Here is a 17518-nt window from a genome sequence, read left to right on the forward strand (position 1 = left end):
CTTCCAGCCGTGGATTCGACGGTAGTTTGGGCGGATGACCGGGAATCTCGATCAGACGGACTGGGCGATCCTCGGCGAGCTGCAACGGGACGGCCGGCTGCCGCTGTCCGAGCTGGGCCGCCGCGTCAACCTCAGCGCCTCGGCGACCACGGAACGCGTCCGCCGGCTGGAGTCGAGCGGGATCATCACCGGCTACCGGGCCGAGGTCGACCTCGACAAGGTCGGCTACGCCGTGCTCGCCGTGGTCCGCCTCAAGTACCCCGGCAACCGGCACGAGCCGCTGCACGCGCTCCTCGCCGAGCGGCCGGAGATCCTGGAGTGCCTGCGCACCACCGGCGACGACTGCTACACCCTCAAGGTCGCGGCCACGTCGATGACGCACCTGGAACGGGTCGTCAACGACCTCACCGGCTTCGGCAGCACGACCACGAACATCGTCTACAGCCAGACGTTGCCGTACCGGGGCGTGTCGCCCGCCTGAGCGGACCCGCCCCGGCCGGTCACCACTGCCAGGCGACGGCGGGGTGGCACCTCGCCGGGTCGAGGTCGCGGGCGCCCGCGACGATCACCCCGTCCGGGCGCACCCAGCACTTGGTCGCGTCCCACGCTTGCCGCCACTCGCCGAGCAGCGCGCCGTCGGCGTCGTACGCGCGCACGACGCCGAGCGCGTCCCAGCCCTCCGGCGCCTGCCAGTCCGACGGGTGCGCCAGGCGGGCCACGAACGTGCCGTTGGCGATCCGCGCCTCCACCGACCGCCCGCCGTGCTCGTAGACGACCTTGGCGACGTCACCCGTCACGCGGCCGACGGCCATGTCGTGCCCGGGGATGCCCGCGTGCTCGGCCTTGCCCCCGTCACCGCCGCTCGCGGACCCCAGCTCGTCCAGGGCGAGCACGCCGGGCAGCCACCCGGAGTCCCAGACCACGCCGCCGGCCGCGTTGTACGCCATCACGGGACCGTCGACCGTGCAGCTGACCAGCTCGCTCGCGGTGTAGAGGAGGGCGAACGTCCCGACCTCGTCGGTGACGTACTGGTGCAGCGTGGCCTTGCCCGGGCGCAGGGTGCTCTCCTGGCAGCCCCGCTCGACCTCGGCGACCCGTTCCGGCGAGAGGCCGGGGATGACCGGCGTCCGCCTCGACGGCGTGGCGGGCGGGGCGGACGACGGCTCGGTCGCCGCGGACTGGGCCGTGCCGCTCGACGCGGTGTCGGCGGCGTCGCGCCGCTGCCCCGGCGCGAGCACCGCGACCAGGACCACGACGGCCGCGGCGGCGACCCCGGCGGTGATCAGGGGGGCGAACCGCACCGGACGTCGACGCCCGGCGACCTCCTGTTCCAGCCGCGCCCGGATCTGCCCGTGGCGGTGGGGCGGGAGGTCCCGGGTCGGGGGGAGTGCGTCGTTCATCGGTCCTCCAGGGTCAGCGCGGGGACGGCGACGACCGGGGGCGTGCCGAACCTGCGGGTCAACCGCGCCTTCGCCTTGCTGACCCTGGCCCGCACGCTCCCCTCGGCGATCCCGAGCACGCCGGCGGCGTCCGCGTAGGACACCCCGGACCACACGCACAGGGCCAGGGCCTCCCGCTCGTTGCGCGGCAGCTCCGCCACGGCCTCCAGCAGCCGGGCCATCCGCCGCTGGTCGTCGACCCGCTCGGCGACCAGGTCGGCGTGGTCGGGGACCGGGGTCTCCACCGGCGCCCTGCGGAACAGCCGCAGCCGCCGCGCCACCGTCCGCCGGTCGCTGCGCACCACGTTCGTGGCCACCGCGAGCAGCCACGGCAGCGCGGAGTCGTGCTCCAGCCGCAGCCGGTCGCGCTTGCGCCAGGCCACCAGGAACGTGTTCTGGAGGTGGTCCTCGGCGGCCGCCCACGACGCGGTCAGCCGGAAGCAGTGGTTGTAGACGGCCTTGGCGTGCCGGTCGAACAGCGCGCCGAAGGCCGGTCCACTCCCTGCCGCGGCCTGTGACCACAGGGTGCGGTCGTCGGGGTCATCGGTCGTCATGTCCCGGTTGTGCCCGCCGGTCGGGGAAGTGTTGCCTCCCCGACCCTAGCCGGCCCCGACCAGGCGCCCCGACGGTGACCAGGCGCCCCGACCAGGCGCCCCCGACCATGCGCCCCGACCAGGCTGCCTCGGCGGTGGCCGCCGAAGCGCCTGAACGGCGTTCAACCGCGCCTACACGGCGTTCAGCAGGTCCAGCGCGCTCTGCTGGCGTGCCGCGTCGGCCCGGTCGAACGGCCCGGCCCACCGCAGGCCGTAGGCGTCCAGCGCGTTCCGGTTGGCCGCGTACGCCGTGTCGGCCTGCCGGCGCAGGTACGTCGTGTACGGCCGGTCGGGCAGCACCCGGTTCAGCACGCCCAGGGACCGCGCGTAGATGCCCTTGAACGACGGGCCGTCCGGCTCGCAGTTGGCCGGCTCGCACGGTTCCCGCAGGATGCCCGAGCTGTTCAGGATGCCGGTCGTGGACGACGCGTCGGCCACCTGCCTGGCCCGCGTGAGCAGCGCCGCGTCGCCGGTGGCCCGGTTCAGCTCGACCAGCGCGGCGATGACCACCCCCTGGTTGTAGCTCCACACCTGGTCGCCGTTGTTCCGGCACGTGCTGGTGCTGATGCCGTCGTTGACCAGGTTCGAGCCGTTGACCAGGCCGACCCCGGTGAACCAGGCCCAGCCCGCCCGCGCCCGGCCCAGGTACGTCGCGTCGCCGGCGATCCGGTTGTGCAGCGCCGCGTTGAGCTGGACGTAGAGGGAGTTGGAGATGGCGTTCTTGGCCGTCCGGGTGGTCCGCCACCACACCCCGCCGCCGCACACGCCGTCCCAGTACGCGTGCATGTGGTCGGCGGCGATCCTGGCCGTGGCCAGGTACCGCGGGTCGCCGGTGAGGTCGTGCGCGGCCACCCACGCCAGGCCCCACCAGCCGGTGTCGTCCAGGTAGTCGTTGCGGAAGTGGCCCAGGTGGGCGTTGACGTTCCGGTCGTACGTCTCCGCGATCGCGTACCGGTAGCTGCCCATCCCGGAGACGCGGATGTTGTCGACCAGCGCGGTGAGCCCGTTGGCCGTGTTCCACCAGCCGGTGGTGGCGAACCGCCCGGTGGCGTTGTCGTAGAACTGCATCAGGGCGGTCGCGGCGGCGGTGCGCCGGTCGTGGGCGTTCCACGTGGTCCGGGCCCACGCCGTGCAGGCGATGTCCGGCCGGTCGGACGCCTTGCCGCACGCGCGCAGCGCGCCGACGCCGCGGTTGGCCCAGTCGTCCACGTTGAACATTTGGGTGCGCCACCCGGTCGCACCGGCGGGGATCGCGGTGACGCCGAGCCGCGAGCCGGACGACCACGTGCGGCCGCCGTCGAACGACCGGTCCAGCCAGACCTCGTCGCCGGGGCTGCCGGTGCCGACGGACGCCCAGCCCATCGCGTCGGCGTCGTTGAAGTGCAGGGCGAACCGGCGGCCGAACAGGGTGGCCGACACGGCTTCGCGGTCACGGGGCGCGAGCGCGGGATCGCGCGGCTCGCAGAACTTGTTGCAGATCACCGCCGCCGGTTGGGCGGACGGGGACGGCTGGGCCTCGGCGGGGGAGGCGACGGTGACGAGCAGGGCCGCCGCCAGCGGGGTTGATCTCATCGTTGAGACCTCCGGAAGGTGAGAGCGCTCTCACAACCTTCCGCCCACGCTAGCGGCGGCCCTTCGATCCCGTCAACGCCCGCCGGGCGTCGCGGGAACGGCCGGGCCGGCGGGCGGTTCGGGCCGGTTGCGGGAACCGCCCGCCGGTGGCGCCACGCGTCGGACGTGCCGGACGCGCGGGTGGGTTCGCTCAGGAGTGCGGGCAGGTGTCCCGGTACTCGGAGATCGCGGCGCCGCTGGGCGCGGGGCAGAGGAACTGCTCGTAGCGGGTGTCGTTGTCCACGAACCGCTTCAGCCACGCGATGCTGTACTTGGCGATGGTGGTGTTCGAGCTGTTCGGCGCGTAGTGGCTCGCGTCGTTCAGCTCCAAGTAGGCCTTGTCCAGCGTGGCCGGCAGGCTCGTGTAGAACGGCTCCGAGTGCGACGAGACCGGTGCGACGGAGTCGTTCTCCGCGCCCACGACCAGCGTCGGCGTCTGCACGGTCGACCACGTCTTCGTGGTGTTCCACGCGGTGAGCGGGATCGACGCCTGCAGGCTCGGCCGGTCCTTGGTCGCCTCCAGCGCGCCGCCGCCGCCCATCGAGTGGCCCATGACGCCGAGGCGCGTGGCGTCGATCCGACCGCGCACGGAACTGCTGGTGGTGAGGTAGTCGAGCGCCGCGAGCAGCTGGTCGCCGCGCGAGGTGGGCTGGTCGTAGCGGGAGTTGGTGTCGATGATGAAGATGACGAAGCCCTGCGACGCCAGGCGCGGCCCGAGCCAGGACAGGCTGGACTGGGTGGCCGTGTAGCCGGGCGAGACGGCGACCGCGCCGAACGTGCCCTCGGCGGTGCTGGTCGGGTAGTGGATCGTGCCGCCGCCGAAGCCGCGCACGCTCGTCGCGGACACGGAGACCTGGCTGGTGGCGAACGGGCCGCGCACCGCCTCGATGCTCGACGTCGACGGCGCGGGGCCGCGTTCGTACGGGTTCTCGGCGGCCTGGGCGACCGCGCCGGACGTGGTGAGGGCGACCGCCGCGGCGAGGATCAGGACGCGGCGGGACAGGGGAGACCTCAGTGACATGGTGTGCTCTTCCCGGCGTGGCAAGGACTTGCAGGAGTCCTCAGTGGACCGTGCTGACCGGAGCCGAGTCTGGCCCACTACCTACTCGAGCGTCAAGTAACCGTCTCGACACGCTGGGTGACGTGAAGGTCATTCATTTTCGCGGTACCGGGAAACCGGTCGGCGACCGTAACTCCTACCTGCGAGGAAGCGCTCCCACGGAGGTCTTGACCGTGCCCGGCGCGGTCGCGAGGATCGGGCGCGACAGAGCCGTCGCACGAAGACGAACGGAACCGCCGATGCCCCGCAGACAACTGAGCGCCGCGCTGGCCGCGGTGCTCGCCGCCGGTCTCATCACCGGAGGCGCCGCCGCCTCCCCGGAGCCGACCTCGGCCCAGCCGGTCATCGGTGAGCCGCGCACCGAGCACGGCTGCGCCCGGATCGAGGACGACCTCCCGGAGCTGTCCGACTGGCCGAAGGTCCAGAGCCGGGTCAAGACCAACCGGGACGACGAGCGGCGGGTCAGGGAGATCCTCGCGGGCATGACGCTGGCCGAGAAGGTCGGCCAGATGACCCAGCCGGAGATCGCCGCGATCACGCCGGACGAGGTCCGCGAGTACGGCATCGGCTCCGTCCTCAACGGCGGCGGCTCGTGGCCGAACCGCGACAAGCACGCCGCGCCCGAGGCGTGGCTGGGCTTGGCCGACGCCTACTGGGACGCCTCCAAGGCCAGCCGCACGCAGATCCCCGTCATCTGGGGCATCGACGCCGTGCACGGCAACAACAACGTCTACGGCGCGACGGTCTTCCCGCACAACATCGGCCTCGGCGCGGCGCACGACCCGTGCCTGATCCGCGACATCAGCAAGGCGACCGCCGAGCAGATCCGCGCCACCGGCCAGGACTGGGCGTTCGCGCCGACGCTGGCCGTGCCGCTGGACGACCGGTGGGGCCGCACGTACGAGGGCTACTCCGAGGACCCGCGGATCACCCGCGCCTACGGCTACGAGGCCGTGAAGGGACTGCAGGGCAGCAGCCGCAACCGGGTGGACGTGCTGGCCACGGCCAAGCACTTCATCGGTGACGGCGGCACGATCGGCGGCAAGGACCAGGGCGTCAACCCGTCGTCCGAGGCCGAGATGATCAACGTCCACGGCCAGGGCTACTACGGCGCGCTCGCCGCGGGCGCCCAGACCGTGATGGTGTCGTTCAACAGCTGGACCAACGAGGAGCACGGCATCGCCGAGGGCAAGCTGCACGGCAGCAAGCTCGCGGTGAACGACATCCTCAAGGGCAAGATGGGCTTCGACGGCCTCGTCGTCTCCGACTGGAACGGCATCGGCCAGGTCGCGGGCTGCACCAACGCGAGCTGCCCGCAGGCGATCAACGCGGGCATCGACGTGGTGATGGTGCCGAACGACTGGAAGGCGTTCATCGCCAACACGATCGCCCAGGTCGAGGGCGGTCAGATCCCGATGTCCCGGATCGACGACGCGGTGACCCGCATCCTGCGCGTCAAGATCCGCTCGGGCGTGCTGGACGGCGAGAAGCCGTCGCTGCGCGACCACGCGGGCTCGGCCGACGCGCTGGAGGCGCGCAAGCTGGCCCGCAAGGCGGTCCGCGAGTCCCAGGTGCTGCTGAAGAACAACAACCGCGTGCTGCCGCTCGCGTCCACGTCGAAGGTGCTGGTCGTCGGCAAGAGCGCGGACAGCCTGCAGAACCAGACCGGCGGCTGGACGCTGAGCTGGCAGGGCACCGGCAACACCAACGCCGACTTCCCGAACGGCACCACCATCCTCGGCGGGCTGAAGGAAGCCCTCGGCGAGGACAACGTGGTGTTCAGCGAGACCGGCGACGTCGACCCGGCCGGGTTCGACGCGGTGGTCGCGGTGATCGGCGAGACCCCGTACGCGGAGGGCGTCGGCGACATCGGCAAGCGCTCGCTGGAGGCCGCCAAGCTGTACCCGAACGACCTCGCCGTGCTGGACAAGGTCAGCGGCAAGGGCGCGCCGGTCGTCACGGTGTACGTGTCGGGCCGTCCGCTGCACGTCAACAAGGAGCTGAACCGCTCGGACGCGTTCGTGGCGGCGTGGCTGCCCGGCACCGAGGGCGGTGGCGTGGCCGACCTGCTCGTCCGCGGCAGGCACACGTTCCCCGGCTTCACCGGCGAGCTGTCGTTCTCGTGGCCGCGCAGCGCGTGCCAGACGCCGCTGAACGCCGAGGGCGACCCGCTGTTCAAGCCGGGCTACGGCCTGCGCAGCTGGGAGACCGGCAACGTCGGTCAGCTCGACGAGTCCTCTCCTGAGTTCGGCTGCGCCGGCAACGGCGGCGGCGGCACCGCGACCGAGGACCTGGAGCTGCACGTCCGCACGGACGTCGCGCCGTACCGCAGCTACATCGGCTCGCCCGACAACTGGAGCGGCACCGAGCTCGGCCCGGACGGCGAGGCGGCGCACAGCTCGATCAACGTCGTGCCGGCGGACGTCAACGTGCAGGGCGACGCGATGAAGACGACGTGGACCGGCACCGGGCCGGGCCAGGTCTACCTGCAGGACCCGGCAGGCGGCAGCGACCTGCGCGGGTACCTCAACGCCAACGCGGCGCTGGTGTTCGACGTGATCGTGCACCAGGCCCCGGCCGCGCGGACCGTCGTCAGCGCGCACTGCCAGTACCCGTGCTTCGCCGAGGTCAACGCGACCGGCCTGTTCGGCGGGCTGCCCACGGGCGTGAAGTCGACGGTGAAGATCCCGATCTCGTGCTTCGGCAACGGCGGGCTGGACCTGGAGAACGTCAACACGCCGTTCCTGGTCTACACCGAGGGTGCGTTCCAGGCGTCGTTCGCGAACGTGCGGTGGGTGCCGAAGGCGGCCGCCGACCCGGACGCGAAGACGTGCGCGGAACTGGGCTGACCTGACCTGATCGGGAGGGGGTCGGCCGCCGGCCCCCTCCCGGTCTTCAGTCCCGCTCTTCAATCCCGCGGTCCCAGTCCCGCGGCCTTCAGTAGCCGACGGTGAACCGCGCCCGCCGGTGCCGCGGCGTCTCGGCCTCGTCCAGCAACGCCACCGCCAGGTCTTCCACGGAGATCTCCGTGCCCACCTGCTCGTCCCGGCCGACCCGGAACACGCCGGTCCGCGCGCCGGGTTCCAGCAGCGACGGCGGGCTGAGGTAGGTCCAGTCGGCGGTGCGATCGGCCCGGCACACCGCCAACTGCTCGGCGCACGCCCGCGCGATCGGCTTCAACGCGTCCGGGAAGTCGGGCGCCTCCTCCACCGTGTGGCCCCCGGGCGTGACGAGCGTGGCCGCCCCGCCGACGACCAGCAACCGCACCCCGGTCTCCGCGGCACCGGCGAGCAGCGCCCGTGCGGCCGCCACCAGCTCCGCCTCCCGCCCGTCCGCCGGCCGGGTCGCGCTGATCACCACGTCCCGGCCCGCGCTGAGCCGCACGACGTCCGCGACGACGCTCGCGTCACCGACCTCGCGGCCGGGACCGGGCCTCCGGCTGACGGGCGTGACGTCGTGGCCACGCCGCCGTGCCTCCTCGACCACCTGGCGGCCGACGCCACCGAGCGCTCCGAACACCGTGATCCTCATGCCTTTCCCCCATCTCCTCACCTGATCCCGCCCGCGCGGGACTGCTTCCGGCCGAACTCCTCTGCGCGCTCCTCTGCGCGGAACTCCTCTGGGCCGAACTCCTCTGGGCAGAATTCCTTTGGGCCACGACGAGCGCGCCGAGCACGACCACCGCGCCGACCACCTGCGACGCCGTCAACCCCTGGTCGAGCAGCAGCCAGCCGACGGCCGTGGCGACCACCGGGCTGAGCAGCCCGAGGAACGTGACCTGGGTGGCGGGCAGCACGCGCAGGCCGCGGAACCACAGGGCGTACGTGAGCGCGCCGCCGATCAGCCCGAGGTACGCGAAGCCGCCGAGGTTCGTCGCCGTGAGCGCGGGCGGCAGCCCTTCGACCAGCAACGTCACCGGCAGCAGCACCACGCCGCCCGCGACGAGCTGCCACCCCGTGACGGCGAGCAGCGGCGCGGGCGTGGTCCACCGCTTGCTCAGCACCACCCCGGCGGCCATCGCCACCGCGCCGCCGAGCGCCGCCGCCACCCCGACCACGTCGAGCCGCGCGTCCGCCCGCAGCACCAGCAGCGCGACGCCGACGATGCCCGCGATGGCGGAGAGCGCGACCCGCGCCGTCATCCGCTGCCCGAGCAGCACCGCCGCGAGCTCGGCCACGACCAGCGGCTGGACCGCGCCGACCGTCGCCGCGACCCCGCCGGGCAGCCGGTACGCGGCCAGGAACAGCAGCGGCAGGAACAGCCCGATGTTGAGCGCGCCGAGCACCGGCGACCGCCACCACCAGTCACCCCGCGGCAGCCGGCGGGTGACCGCGACCAGCAGCAACCCGGCCGGCAGCGCGCGCAGCAGGCCGGCCAGGAGCGGCCGGTCCGGCGGCAGGTACTCCGTCGTGACGAAGTAGGTCGTGCCCCACACGGCGGGGGCGAGCGCCGTCACCACTTTGCTTAGCACTAAGACAAAGTAGCTTACCGCTAAGCTATCTGCCCGGTGACTTACCTCACCGCTAAGCTAGTTCGATGGCAGACCACGTCGACCTCGTGCTCGGTCAGTGGCACGCGCAGCGCCCCGACCTCGACGTCTCGCCGATGGCGGTGATCGGGCGGCTCAGCCGCCTGGCGCGCGTGGTGGACGGCGAGCTGGGCAGGACGTTCGCCCGGCACGGTCTCGACCGCGCGTCGTTCGACGTCCTGGCGACGCTGCGCCGCAGCGCGCCGCCGCACCGGCTGACGCCGACCGAGCTGATGCGCGCCTCGATGGTCACGTCGGGCGCGATCACCCAGCGGCTCGACCGGCTCCAGGCCCGCGGCCTGGTGGCCCGAACGCCCAACGAGCACGACGGCCGCGGCGTCGTCGTCGAGCTGACCGACGAGGGTCGCGACCTGGTCGACCGGACGCTGCCCGACCACCTCGCCACGGAGAACCGCCTGCTCGCCGCGTTGACGAAGGACGAGCGGGCGGCGTTGGCCGACACCCTGAAGTGCCTGCTGGAGTCACTCGGCGACGAGTGACCCGCGGCCGTCGAGCGGCCACCTGAGACGTCCGCACGGGCCCGTCGCGACAAGTTTCTTCACTTACGAAACTTACGGCGCTATCGTGCGTTCCCAGCGAGTGCCGCTCAACACCTCGGCCGAGCCGAGAATCCGACAGCCGAGAGGTCGGTAGTCATGAGTAAGCGTTCCCCCGCCAGACACGGGACGGTCGCCGTCGTCGTCGCAGCCCTGCTGGGCGCCGGCGCGGTCGCCTCCACCGCCGCGCCCGCCGAGACCGCGGACCGGCAGCACCGGCCCGAGACGGTCCGGATCTCCGACCCGGACGCCACGCCCGAGACCAGGTCGCTGTACTCCTACCTGAAGGAGCAGCAGGGCAGGGGCGTGCTGTTCGGCCACCAGCAGACGACCGAGTTCGGCGTCACCTGGGACGAGTTCACCGAGACCGACGGCCTGAGGTCCGACGTGAAGGCGGGCGTGGGCGACCACCCGGCGGTGTTCGGCTGGGACACCGGCCACCTCGGCTACGGCTCGTCGCCGGGCGACCCGACCCCGGAGGAGAACTTCCAGGCCACGGTCGAGCTGATCGAGACCGCGCACAACGAGATCGGCGGCGTGCACACGCTCGCCTCGCACATGGACAACTTCGTCACCGGCGGCAGCTTCTACGACACCAACGGCGACGTCGTCAGCCGCATCCTGCCCGGCGGCGACCACCACGCGGAGTTCAACGCCTACCTCGACCGCGTCGCCCGGCTCGCGCACGAGGTGGACGACCGCGACGGCAACCCGATCCCGATGATCTACCGGCCGTTCCACGAGAACAGCGGCTCGTGGTTCTGGTGGGGCGCGGCGCACGCGTCGCCGGCGGAGTACGTCGAGCTGTTCCGCTACACCGTCGAGTACCTGCGCGACGTCAAGGACGTGCACAACTTCCTGTACGCGTACTCGCCCGGCGGCGGTTACGGCGGCGTGGACGACGTGTACATGCGCACGTACCCCGGCGACAACTACATCGACGTGTTCGGCATCGACAGCTACGACGGCAGCAACGGCTCGCGGCAGTGGCTGGACGGGATCGTGGCCGACCTCGGCATGATCGCCCGCATCGCGGAGTCGAAGGGCAAGGTCTCCGCGTTCACCGAGTACGGCGTCAGCGGCGCGTTGAAGCCCAACGGGCAGAACGGGAACCTGAACTGGTTCACCACGATGTTCAACGCCATCAAGGCCGACCCGTGGGCCTCCCGCAGCGCGTTCATGCTGACGTGGGTGAACTTCGGCACCGAGCAGTTCTTCCTGCCGTACCCGGCGACCGGCGACCTGCCCGAGCACGAGCTGCTGCCCGACCTGAAGCGGCTGCACGCCGACCCGTTCGCGGTGTTCAGCCAGGACCTCGACCTCCGGAACGTGTACGGCCGCAACGTCAAGGCCGAGGACCACGCGCCGTTCCTGCACGTCGTGACGCCCACGGACGGCGAGCGGATCACCACGCCGACCACCACGGTCCGCGTGCGGCTGCTCGACGCCAAGTCCGCGCTCGTCCACTACACCGTGGGCGACGACCCGACGAAGCACCTGCTGCGCTACGACCGCGCATCGGGCTACCACACCGGCACGTGGGACATCGGCGCGGAGAACCTGACCAACAAGGTCACGCAGCTGAAGGTCACCGCGGTGACCCGCAAGGGCGCGCCGCTGACCGCGACCAACCGGGTCATCCTCGGCGCGAAGCCGCCGCTGGCGCCGGGCGTGGTGGACGACTTCGAGGGCCACGTGGACGACACGGCGCTGGCCGCCGAGTACAGCCCGTACGGCTCGAACCGGATCTCGCTCGCGGCCGAGAACGGCGGCAAGGCGCTGAAGTTCGACTACGACTTCAGCTTCCAGACCTACACCGGCGTCGGCAAGCGCGTCGAGGGCGACTGGTCCGGCTACACCGGCCTGTCGTTCTGGCTCAAGCCCGACGGCTCCCACCACAAGCTGGTGCTCCAGCTGAACGCGGGCGGCGTGGCGTACGAGGCGTACCCGTCGATGGCGGGCACGACGGCCGGCGTGCTCACCATCCCGTTCGCCGACTGGCGCCCGGCGCCGTGGGACACGGCCAACGCCCACCGGCGGATCACGCCGGAGGACCTGAAGAACCTGTCCCAGTTCAACATCTTCATCAACCAGGTCGAGGGGAACCCCGTGGTGAGCGGGAGCTTCCTGATCGACGACATCCGGGCGCACTAGCCCGGTCCCAGGCCCGCCCGCGTGCGCTCTTCATGCCCGGAAGCGCACGCGGGCGGTTCCACCCGTCAGATCCCGCGCGTCCACTCCGCCACGGCGCGGTGGTAGTCCGGCGCGTTGGGCGCGTAGTTGATCGAGTGCCCGTACCCGTGCAGCACGTGCGCGTGCAGCCGCGCGGCGGGGGAGAAGAACGGGGCCTCCGAGGCCCGCAACGCCTCCGCCGACGTGCAGTCGCTGCCCAGCGGCTTGCCGCAGAAGTGCGTGTCGTCGCCGACCACGATCATCACCGGCACGTCGACCAGGCGCGTGAACGGGATGACCACGTTGTTCAGCGTCACCGTGTCCACCGCCTCCGACGCCGCGAACACGTCCTTGGTGGCCTCGTCGGCCTCGATCGCGCCGGGCACCAGCGGACCGGGCGCGTGGAAGGCCTTGTACCGCGTGCCGGGGGCCGTGGTCAGGTAGCCGAGGTCGAGCCCGTACCCGCGCAGCCGCGGGTCCAGCGCCGCCGGGACCATGCCCGCCAGCACCGGCGCGACGGTGGCGAGGTTCATCCGGTGCGTGAACCCGGTGACCAGCACGCCGTCCACGTCGCGGTGCAGGCCCGCCTCGATCAGCGCCATCGCAGACCCGATCGAGTGCCCGCCCACGACGACCTTCGCGAACCGCGGCCGGACCGCGCGGATGACCTGGTGCACCGCCTCGGCCTGGGTGGACGCCGTCACCAGCGCGCTGAGCGGGCGGGAGCTGCGGCCGGTGCCGAGCCGGTCGACGGCCAGCGTGGCGATGCCGGCGCGGTTCATCGCCTGCCGGTACGACCGGGATTCCGGCGCGTGCGCGATGTCCCAGTACGTGCTGTTGTACGTGCCGCCGGGGATCAGCACCTGCACGGTGGACGCGCCGGCGGGCGCGCACAGCGTGCCGTGCATCGACTGGGACGTGCCGAACACCCGCACCGGCACGCGCAACTGCTCACACGTCACCGCCGCGGCGTTCGCCGGTGTGGCGGGCAGCAGACCGGCTCCGAGGACGAGCAGTGCGACAGCGGACGAGCGGATGCGCGACCAGAGCACGACGGGAAGACCTCCTGGGTTGGGTTGTCGCTGTTCGACTCGCGGCCGCCCCGCGACCTCGCGGGGCTCAGCGGGGCACCGCCGTCATCAGCAGGCCGCTGGGGTAGGCGGCGGACGTGAACCTGGTGCGCACGGGCTTGCCGGGCACCGGGACGAGCCGCCACCGCGCCAGCACGGTGGCGAGGGCGACGACGACCTCCGTCCGGGCGAAGACGTTGCCGAGGCACTGCCGCGCGCCCGCGCCGAACGGGACGAACGCGCCGCGCGGCACGTCGGCGCCCGTCCACCGGTCGGGGTCGAAGCGGTGCGGGTCGGGGAAGGACGCCGGGTCGTGGTGCAGGGCGTGCGGGCTGACGATCACCTCGGCGCCCGCCGGCAGCCCGACGCCGCCGAGGTCGACCGGCGCGGTCGCGCGGCGCATGAGGATCCACACCGGGTACTTGCGCAGCACCTCGTTGACGACGGCCCCGGTGTAGGTCAGGCGCGGCACGTCGGCGAACGCGACCGGGCGGTCGCCCACCACGTCGGCGACCTCGGCGACCAGCCGCTCCTCGACGTCCGGGTGCCGGGCGACCTCGTGGAACGCCCACGCCAGCGCGAGGGCGGTGGTCTCGACCCCCGCCGTGAGCAGGGTCAGCACCTCGTCGTAGGTCTGCTCGTCGGTCATGCCGCCGCCGGACCCGTCGTGCTCCCGCAGCAGCACGGACAACAGGTCGCCGTGGTCCCGGACGCCCTCGGCGCGCCGGGCCGCGATGACGTCCAGCACGATCGCCCGCATCCGCGCGACGGCCCGGTCGAACGCGCGGTTGCCCGGCAGCGGCAGCTTCTCCACGAACGACGGCGACAGCGCCCGCACCATGCCCTGCTTGATCACCACGAACACGGACCGGCGCACCTCGGCGACCGCGCGCCGGCCCAGCTCGGTGGAGAACAGCGCCTCGCCGACGATCGTGACCGCGAGGCCCTGCATGTCGTCCTCCACGACCCGCACCGCGCCGGGCGTCCACGACGCCGTCAACGCGCGGGCGGCGCGCGCCATCGTCTCGGCGTAGCGGGTCATCCGGTCGCGGTGGAACGCGGGCTGCACCATCCGCCGCTGCCGCAGGTGGAAGGCGCCGTCGGAGAGCAGCAGGCCGTTGCCCAGGTAGGGCTGGAACTTGTCGAACATCGCGCCCTTGCGGAACCGCGCGGCATCCGTGACCAGCACTTGGTGCGCGAGTCGCGGAGTGGTGACGAAATAAGTGGACATCGGACCCAGATCGACTCGCACCACTTCGCCGTGATCCCGCAGCGACGACGTGAACTCGTGCCGACGGCGCACCATCTCCACGGTGTGGCCGAGGAATGGCAGGCGGCCAGGGGCCACCTTGACAGCCATCTGCGCTCCTGTCCGGCCGCGGAAAGGGACGGCCCACAATAGGACCACCCGGGTTGATCCAGACAGTGCCCGAACGGGTGGGTCGGTGTCACACCGATGGCTCAGTGAAGGAGACCGCGCGCAACCGCTACCCTCATCCGCCGGCGAGTTCCGAAGAAGGTGTCCGCGAAGATGACGCACAGTTCCTGGATTCCACCCGGTGTGGACATTTCCGTGCCGAGCATGGCCCGCACCTACGACTACATGCTGGGCGGCGGCCACAACTTCGCCGTCGACCGCGCGGTGGGCGAGCAGATCGAGGCCGCGATGCCCGGACTGCGCACCGCGGCCCGCGTCAACCGGGCCTTCCTCGGCCGCGTCGTGCGCTACCTGGTGGGCCAGGGCGTGCGGCAGTTCCTCGACGTCGGCTCGGGCATCCCGACCGTCGGCAACGTGCACGAGGTCGCCCAGGCCGAGTCGCCGGACTGCCGCGTCCTCTACGTCGACCGCGACCCCGTCGCCGTGGCGCACAGCGAGTTGATGCTGGTGGGCAACGACAACGCGGCCGTCGTGCAGGCCGACATGCGCGACCCCGAGGGCATCCTGGGCAGCGCCGAGGCACGCCGGCTGCTGGACTTCGACGAGCCGATCGGCCTGCTCATGCTCCTGGTGCTGCACTGGGTGCCGGACGAGGACGACCCGCTCGGCCTGCTCGCCCGCTACCGGGACGCGCTGGCGCCCGGCAGCCACCTGGCGATCACCCACGTCACCGCGGACCACCAGGACGAGAGCCTGACCGAGGCGACCGAGGTGATCAAGCGCAGCAAGAGCCCCGATCAGGTGAACGCGCGTTCTCACGCCGAGGTGACGCGGTTGTTCACCGGATTCGAACTGGTCGAACCCGGTTTGGTGGGGTGCGGCGAGTGGCGGCCCGGCGGACCGGCGGACATCGCCCCCGAATCCGGGATGAACATGCTGGTGTACGCGGGGGTCGGCCGAAAGTCCTGAATTCCCGAACGGGAAGTGACCGGAAACGCACGGCATTCACACTTCCGGTCGAGTGTGGACCGGCGGGGGGTAGGTAAACTTCCGCCGATCCTCATTATCACAGCAGGGCAACGGGAATGCCGTACCCCACTCGAAGACCAGAGGCGACGCAGTCACCCGACCGCGGTCGGGAACTGCTCGCGCGCAAGTGGTCCTACCTGCTCAGCGGAGTTGTCGTCGTCCCGCTGGACCGGTCCCAGCTCGACCGCGAAATGCGGGTCCGGCTCGACGAGGTGTGCGACGCGGTGCACGCCGAGCCGTTCACCCAGCGCGCCGTCGAGCGGATCGGCGAACGGCTCGTCGCCCTCGGCTACGTCGGCGAGGACGGCTTGCGCGTCACGCTCGACGTGCTCGGCAAGGGCCTGTTCGGGTTGCCCGAGTTCCAGCCCGTCGAGCGCCACGCGCAGCGCATCGCGGCCGTGCTCGGCGCGGTGTCGTGCGGGTTCCTGGTGGGCGTCAAGCGGTCGGTGTTCGAGCAGCAGGAGTCGATGCAGCTGTCCCTGCTCAAGGCGGTCCGCGACGCCCAGTGGAACCTCAAGGAGAGCGAGGCCCGGTTCGAGGAGGTCGCGACGTCGTCCACCAGCGGCATCCTGGTGGTCGACCTGTCCGGGCGGCTGGTGCGCGCCAACACCGCCATCGGCCAGATCCTCGGCTACACCACCGAGGAGCTGACCGGCTTCGCCCTGCTCGACCTCGTGCACCCGGACTCGGCGAAGGTGCTCGACGAGGCGTTGCGGGCGCTGGTCGCCGGCGCCCAGGAGCGGGTCCGGCAGCCGCAGCGGTTGCTGCGCAAGGACGGCGACGTCGCGCGCATCTCGCTGACGGTGTCGCTGGTGCGCGGCGCGGAGGACCAGCCCGGCCACTTCGTCGCCGTGGTCGAGGACGGCACCGAGCTGATGCTGCTCCAGTCCGAGCTGAACCGGCAGGCGCTGCACGACGTCTCCACCGGCCTGCCCAACCGGCAGTTCTTCACCACCCACCTGGAGGGCGCGCTGCGGCGCGCCGACCCGGTCCGCGGCGTCACCCTGTTCCACCTCGACCTCGACGCGTTCGGCATGGTGTGCAACAGCCTCGGCCGCCGGACCGGCGAGCGGCTGCTCGTGCACGTGGCGCAGCGGTTGAAGGCCGTGGTGGCGCGGGAGAAGGCGATGATCGCCCGGTTCGACGGCGACGAGTTCGCCATCCTGATCGAGAACACCGCCACCACGCCGGACGTCGCCACCACCGTCGCCGAGATCAACCGCGAGCTGTCCGAGCCGGTGTACCTCGACGACCACGGGCTCGCGGTGTCGGCCAGCGTCGGCGTGGTGCGCCGGCCGCCGCCGGACTGGGAGCCCGCGAACGTCATGCGCGCGGCGGAACAGGCCTTGCGGCGGGCGAAGTCGCGGCGGCGCGGCCAGTGGGAGCTGTTCCACCCCGGGCAGGACGCCGTCGAGCGGCGGGTGGACGCGATGGCCGTCGCCATGCCAGGCGCGCTGGAGGACGGCGACATCGACGTGCGCTACGAGCCGGTGGTGGACCTCGGCGGTCGCGGTGTCGTCGGCGTGACGGCGAGGCTGCACTGGGACCGCGGCGACGACGAGGTCGACCACGACACGTGCACGGACCTGGCCGAGCGCAGCGGGTTGATCCTGTCGTTGGGGGAGTGGCAGCTGGCGACGGCGTGCGGCCAGCTCGGGTGGTGGGCGCAGGGCGGCGGTCCCCTCGGCGCGGACGTGTCGCTGCACGTGGCGCTGACCCGGCACCAGTCGCGTGACGGCGACCTGGTCCGCCGGGTGCGGCGGGTGCTGGACGACACCGGCCTGCCCGCGTCCCGGCTCACGGTCGGCATGCCGGTGGAGGTGTTCCCGGAGCCCGACGCGGTGGACAACCTCACCGTGCTGGCCGAGCTGGGCGTCGGCACGTCGTTGGACGACTTCGGGCTCGGCCCGGACGACCTGGCCGTCGCGTCGGAGCTGCCGGTCAGGTGGGTGCGGGTGGCGCGGCGGCTGGTCGCGCGGCAGGCGCGGGGCGAGGCGGAGTTCCTGGCCGGCCTGGTGCCGTTGGCGCTGCGGACGGGCGCGCGGGTGCTCGTGGACGGCGTGGAGACCGCGGCGCAGGCC

Annotated in this window: 14 protein-coding genes; 6 read left to right on the plus strand and 8 right to left on the minus strand. The window is 72.2% G+C overall.

All coding sequences use genetic code 11. The features are described 5' to 3' along the window. The first annotated feature begins 34 nt into the window (after window positions 1-34). Window positions 35-481, plus strand: a complete 447-nt coding sequence (locus ACFQ3T_RS05840; protein ID WP_380720723.1) for an Lrp/AsnC family transcriptional regulator — start codon at window positions 35-37, stop codon at window positions 479-481. 19 nt (window positions 482-500) lie between these two features. Here the strand turns inward: ACFQ3T_RS05840 and ACFQ3T_RS05845 are convergent, their stop codons facing one another. From ACFQ3T_RS05845 to bdeA, 4 genes are all read right to left on the minus strand, one after another. After that, on the minus strand, window positions 501-1400 hold the full coding sequence (locus ACFQ3T_RS05845) for a hypothetical protein (RefSeq protein WP_380720727.1): 900 nt from the start codon (window positions 1398-1400) through the stop codon (window positions 501-503). Next, window positions 1397-1993, minus strand: a complete 597-nt coding sequence (locus tag ACFQ3T_RS05850) for an RNA polymerase sigma factor (protein ID WP_380720730.1) — start codon at window positions 1991-1993, stop codon at window positions 1397-1399. Before ACFQ3T_RS05850 ends, ACFQ3T_RS05845 begins: the two co-directional genes overlap by 4 nt. Before the next feature lie 171 nt (window positions 1994-2164). Further along, the gene (locus ACFQ3T_RS05855; protein WP_380720733.1) at window positions 2165-3604 is read right to left on the minus strand and encodes a glycoside hydrolase family 76 protein; all 1440 of its coding nucleotides are present in this window, start codon (window positions 3602-3604) and stop codon (window positions 2165-2167) included. 190 nt (window positions 3605-3794) lie between these two features. Next, window positions 3795-4664, minus strand: a complete 870-nt coding sequence (bdeA, locus tag ACFQ3T_RS05860) for a bis(hydroxyethyl) terephthalate hydrolase (RefSeq protein ID WP_380720736.1) — start codon at window positions 4662-4664, stop codon at window positions 3795-3797. Between the two features lie 278 nt (window positions 4665-4942). Here bdeA and ACFQ3T_RS05865 point away from each other — a divergent pair, with 278 nt between their 5' ends. Then, window positions 4943-7552, plus strand: a complete 2610-nt coding sequence (locus ACFQ3T_RS05865; RefSeq protein WP_380720739.1) for a glycoside hydrolase family 3 N-terminal domain-containing protein — start codon at window positions 4943-4945, stop codon at window positions 7550-7552. 88 nt (window positions 7553-7640) lie between these two features. Here ACFQ3T_RS05865 and ACFQ3T_RS05870 read toward each other — a convergent pair whose 3' ends face one another. Both ACFQ3T_RS05870 and ACFQ3T_RS05875 read right to left on the minus strand, forming a co-directional pair. Next, a complete protein-coding gene (locus ACFQ3T_RS05870; RefSeq protein ID WP_380720742.1) occupies window positions 7641-8222 on the minus strand; it encodes an NAD(P)-dependent oxidoreductase in 582 nt (193 codons plus the stop codon). Next, window positions 8110-9174 carry an EamA family transporter gene (locus ACFQ3T_RS05875; protein WP_452603476.1) on the minus strand — a complete coding sequence of 355 codons (1065 nt, stop codon included), beginning with the start codon at window positions 9172-9174 and terminating at the stop codon, window positions 8110-8112. The genes ACFQ3T_RS05870 and ACFQ3T_RS05875 overlap by 113 nt, the downstream gene beginning before the upstream one ends. A gap of 65 nt (window positions 9175-9239) precedes the next feature. Between ACFQ3T_RS05875 and ACFQ3T_RS05880 the strand changes: the two genes are divergently transcribed. Both ACFQ3T_RS05880 and ACFQ3T_RS05885 read left to right on the plus strand, forming a co-directional pair. Beyond that, complete coding sequence (locus ACFQ3T_RS05880; RefSeq protein WP_380720745.1) at window positions 9240-9731, plus strand: MarR family winged helix-turn-helix transcriptional regulator; 492 nt, start codon at window positions 9240-9242, stop codon at window positions 9729-9731. A gap of 156 nt (window positions 9732-9887) precedes the next feature. Beyond that, complete coding sequence (locus ACFQ3T_RS05885) at window positions 9888-11942, plus strand: glycosyl hydrolase (RefSeq protein ID WP_380720748.1); 2055 nt, start codon at window positions 9888-9890, stop codon at window positions 11940-11942. A 65-nt stretch (window positions 11943-12007) separates the two neighbouring features. On the opposite strand, the gene ACFQ3T_RS05890 is transcribed toward ACFQ3T_RS05885, so the two are convergent. Both ACFQ3T_RS05890 and ACFQ3T_RS05895 read right to left on the minus strand, forming a co-directional pair. Continuing rightward, a complete protein-coding gene (locus tag ACFQ3T_RS05890) occupies window positions 12008-13012 on the minus strand; it encodes an alpha/beta hydrolase (protein WP_380720750.1) in 1005 nt (334 codons plus the stop codon). Between the two features lie 67 nt (window positions 13013-13079). Then, window positions 13080-14390, minus strand: coding sequence for a cytochrome P450 (locus ACFQ3T_RS05895; RefSeq protein ID WP_380720753.1), 1311 nt, complete (start codon window positions 14388-14390; stop codon window positions 13080-13082). A 171-nt stretch (window positions 14391-14561) separates the two neighbouring features. On the opposite strand from ACFQ3T_RS05895, the gene ACFQ3T_RS05900 reads away from it, so the two are divergent. Both ACFQ3T_RS05900 and ACFQ3T_RS05905 read left to right on the plus strand, forming a co-directional pair. Then, window positions 14562-15377, plus strand: a complete 816-nt coding sequence (locus ACFQ3T_RS05900) for an SAM-dependent methyltransferase (protein WP_380720756.1) — start codon at window positions 14562-14564, stop codon at window positions 15375-15377. A gap of 116 nt (window positions 15378-15493) precedes the next feature. Then, window positions 15494-17518, plus strand: a 2025-nt coding sequence (locus tag ACFQ3T_RS05905) for a putative bifunctional diguanylate cyclase/phosphodiesterase (protein ID WP_380720759.1), incomplete at its 3' end; no start/stop codon positions are given.

The sequence above is a fragment of the Saccharothrix hoggarensis genome (assembly GCF_042678885.1).
GTDB classification, from domain to species: Bacteria; Actinomycetota; Actinomycetes; order Mycobacteriales; family Pseudonocardiaceae; genus Actinosynnema; species Actinosynnema hoggarensis.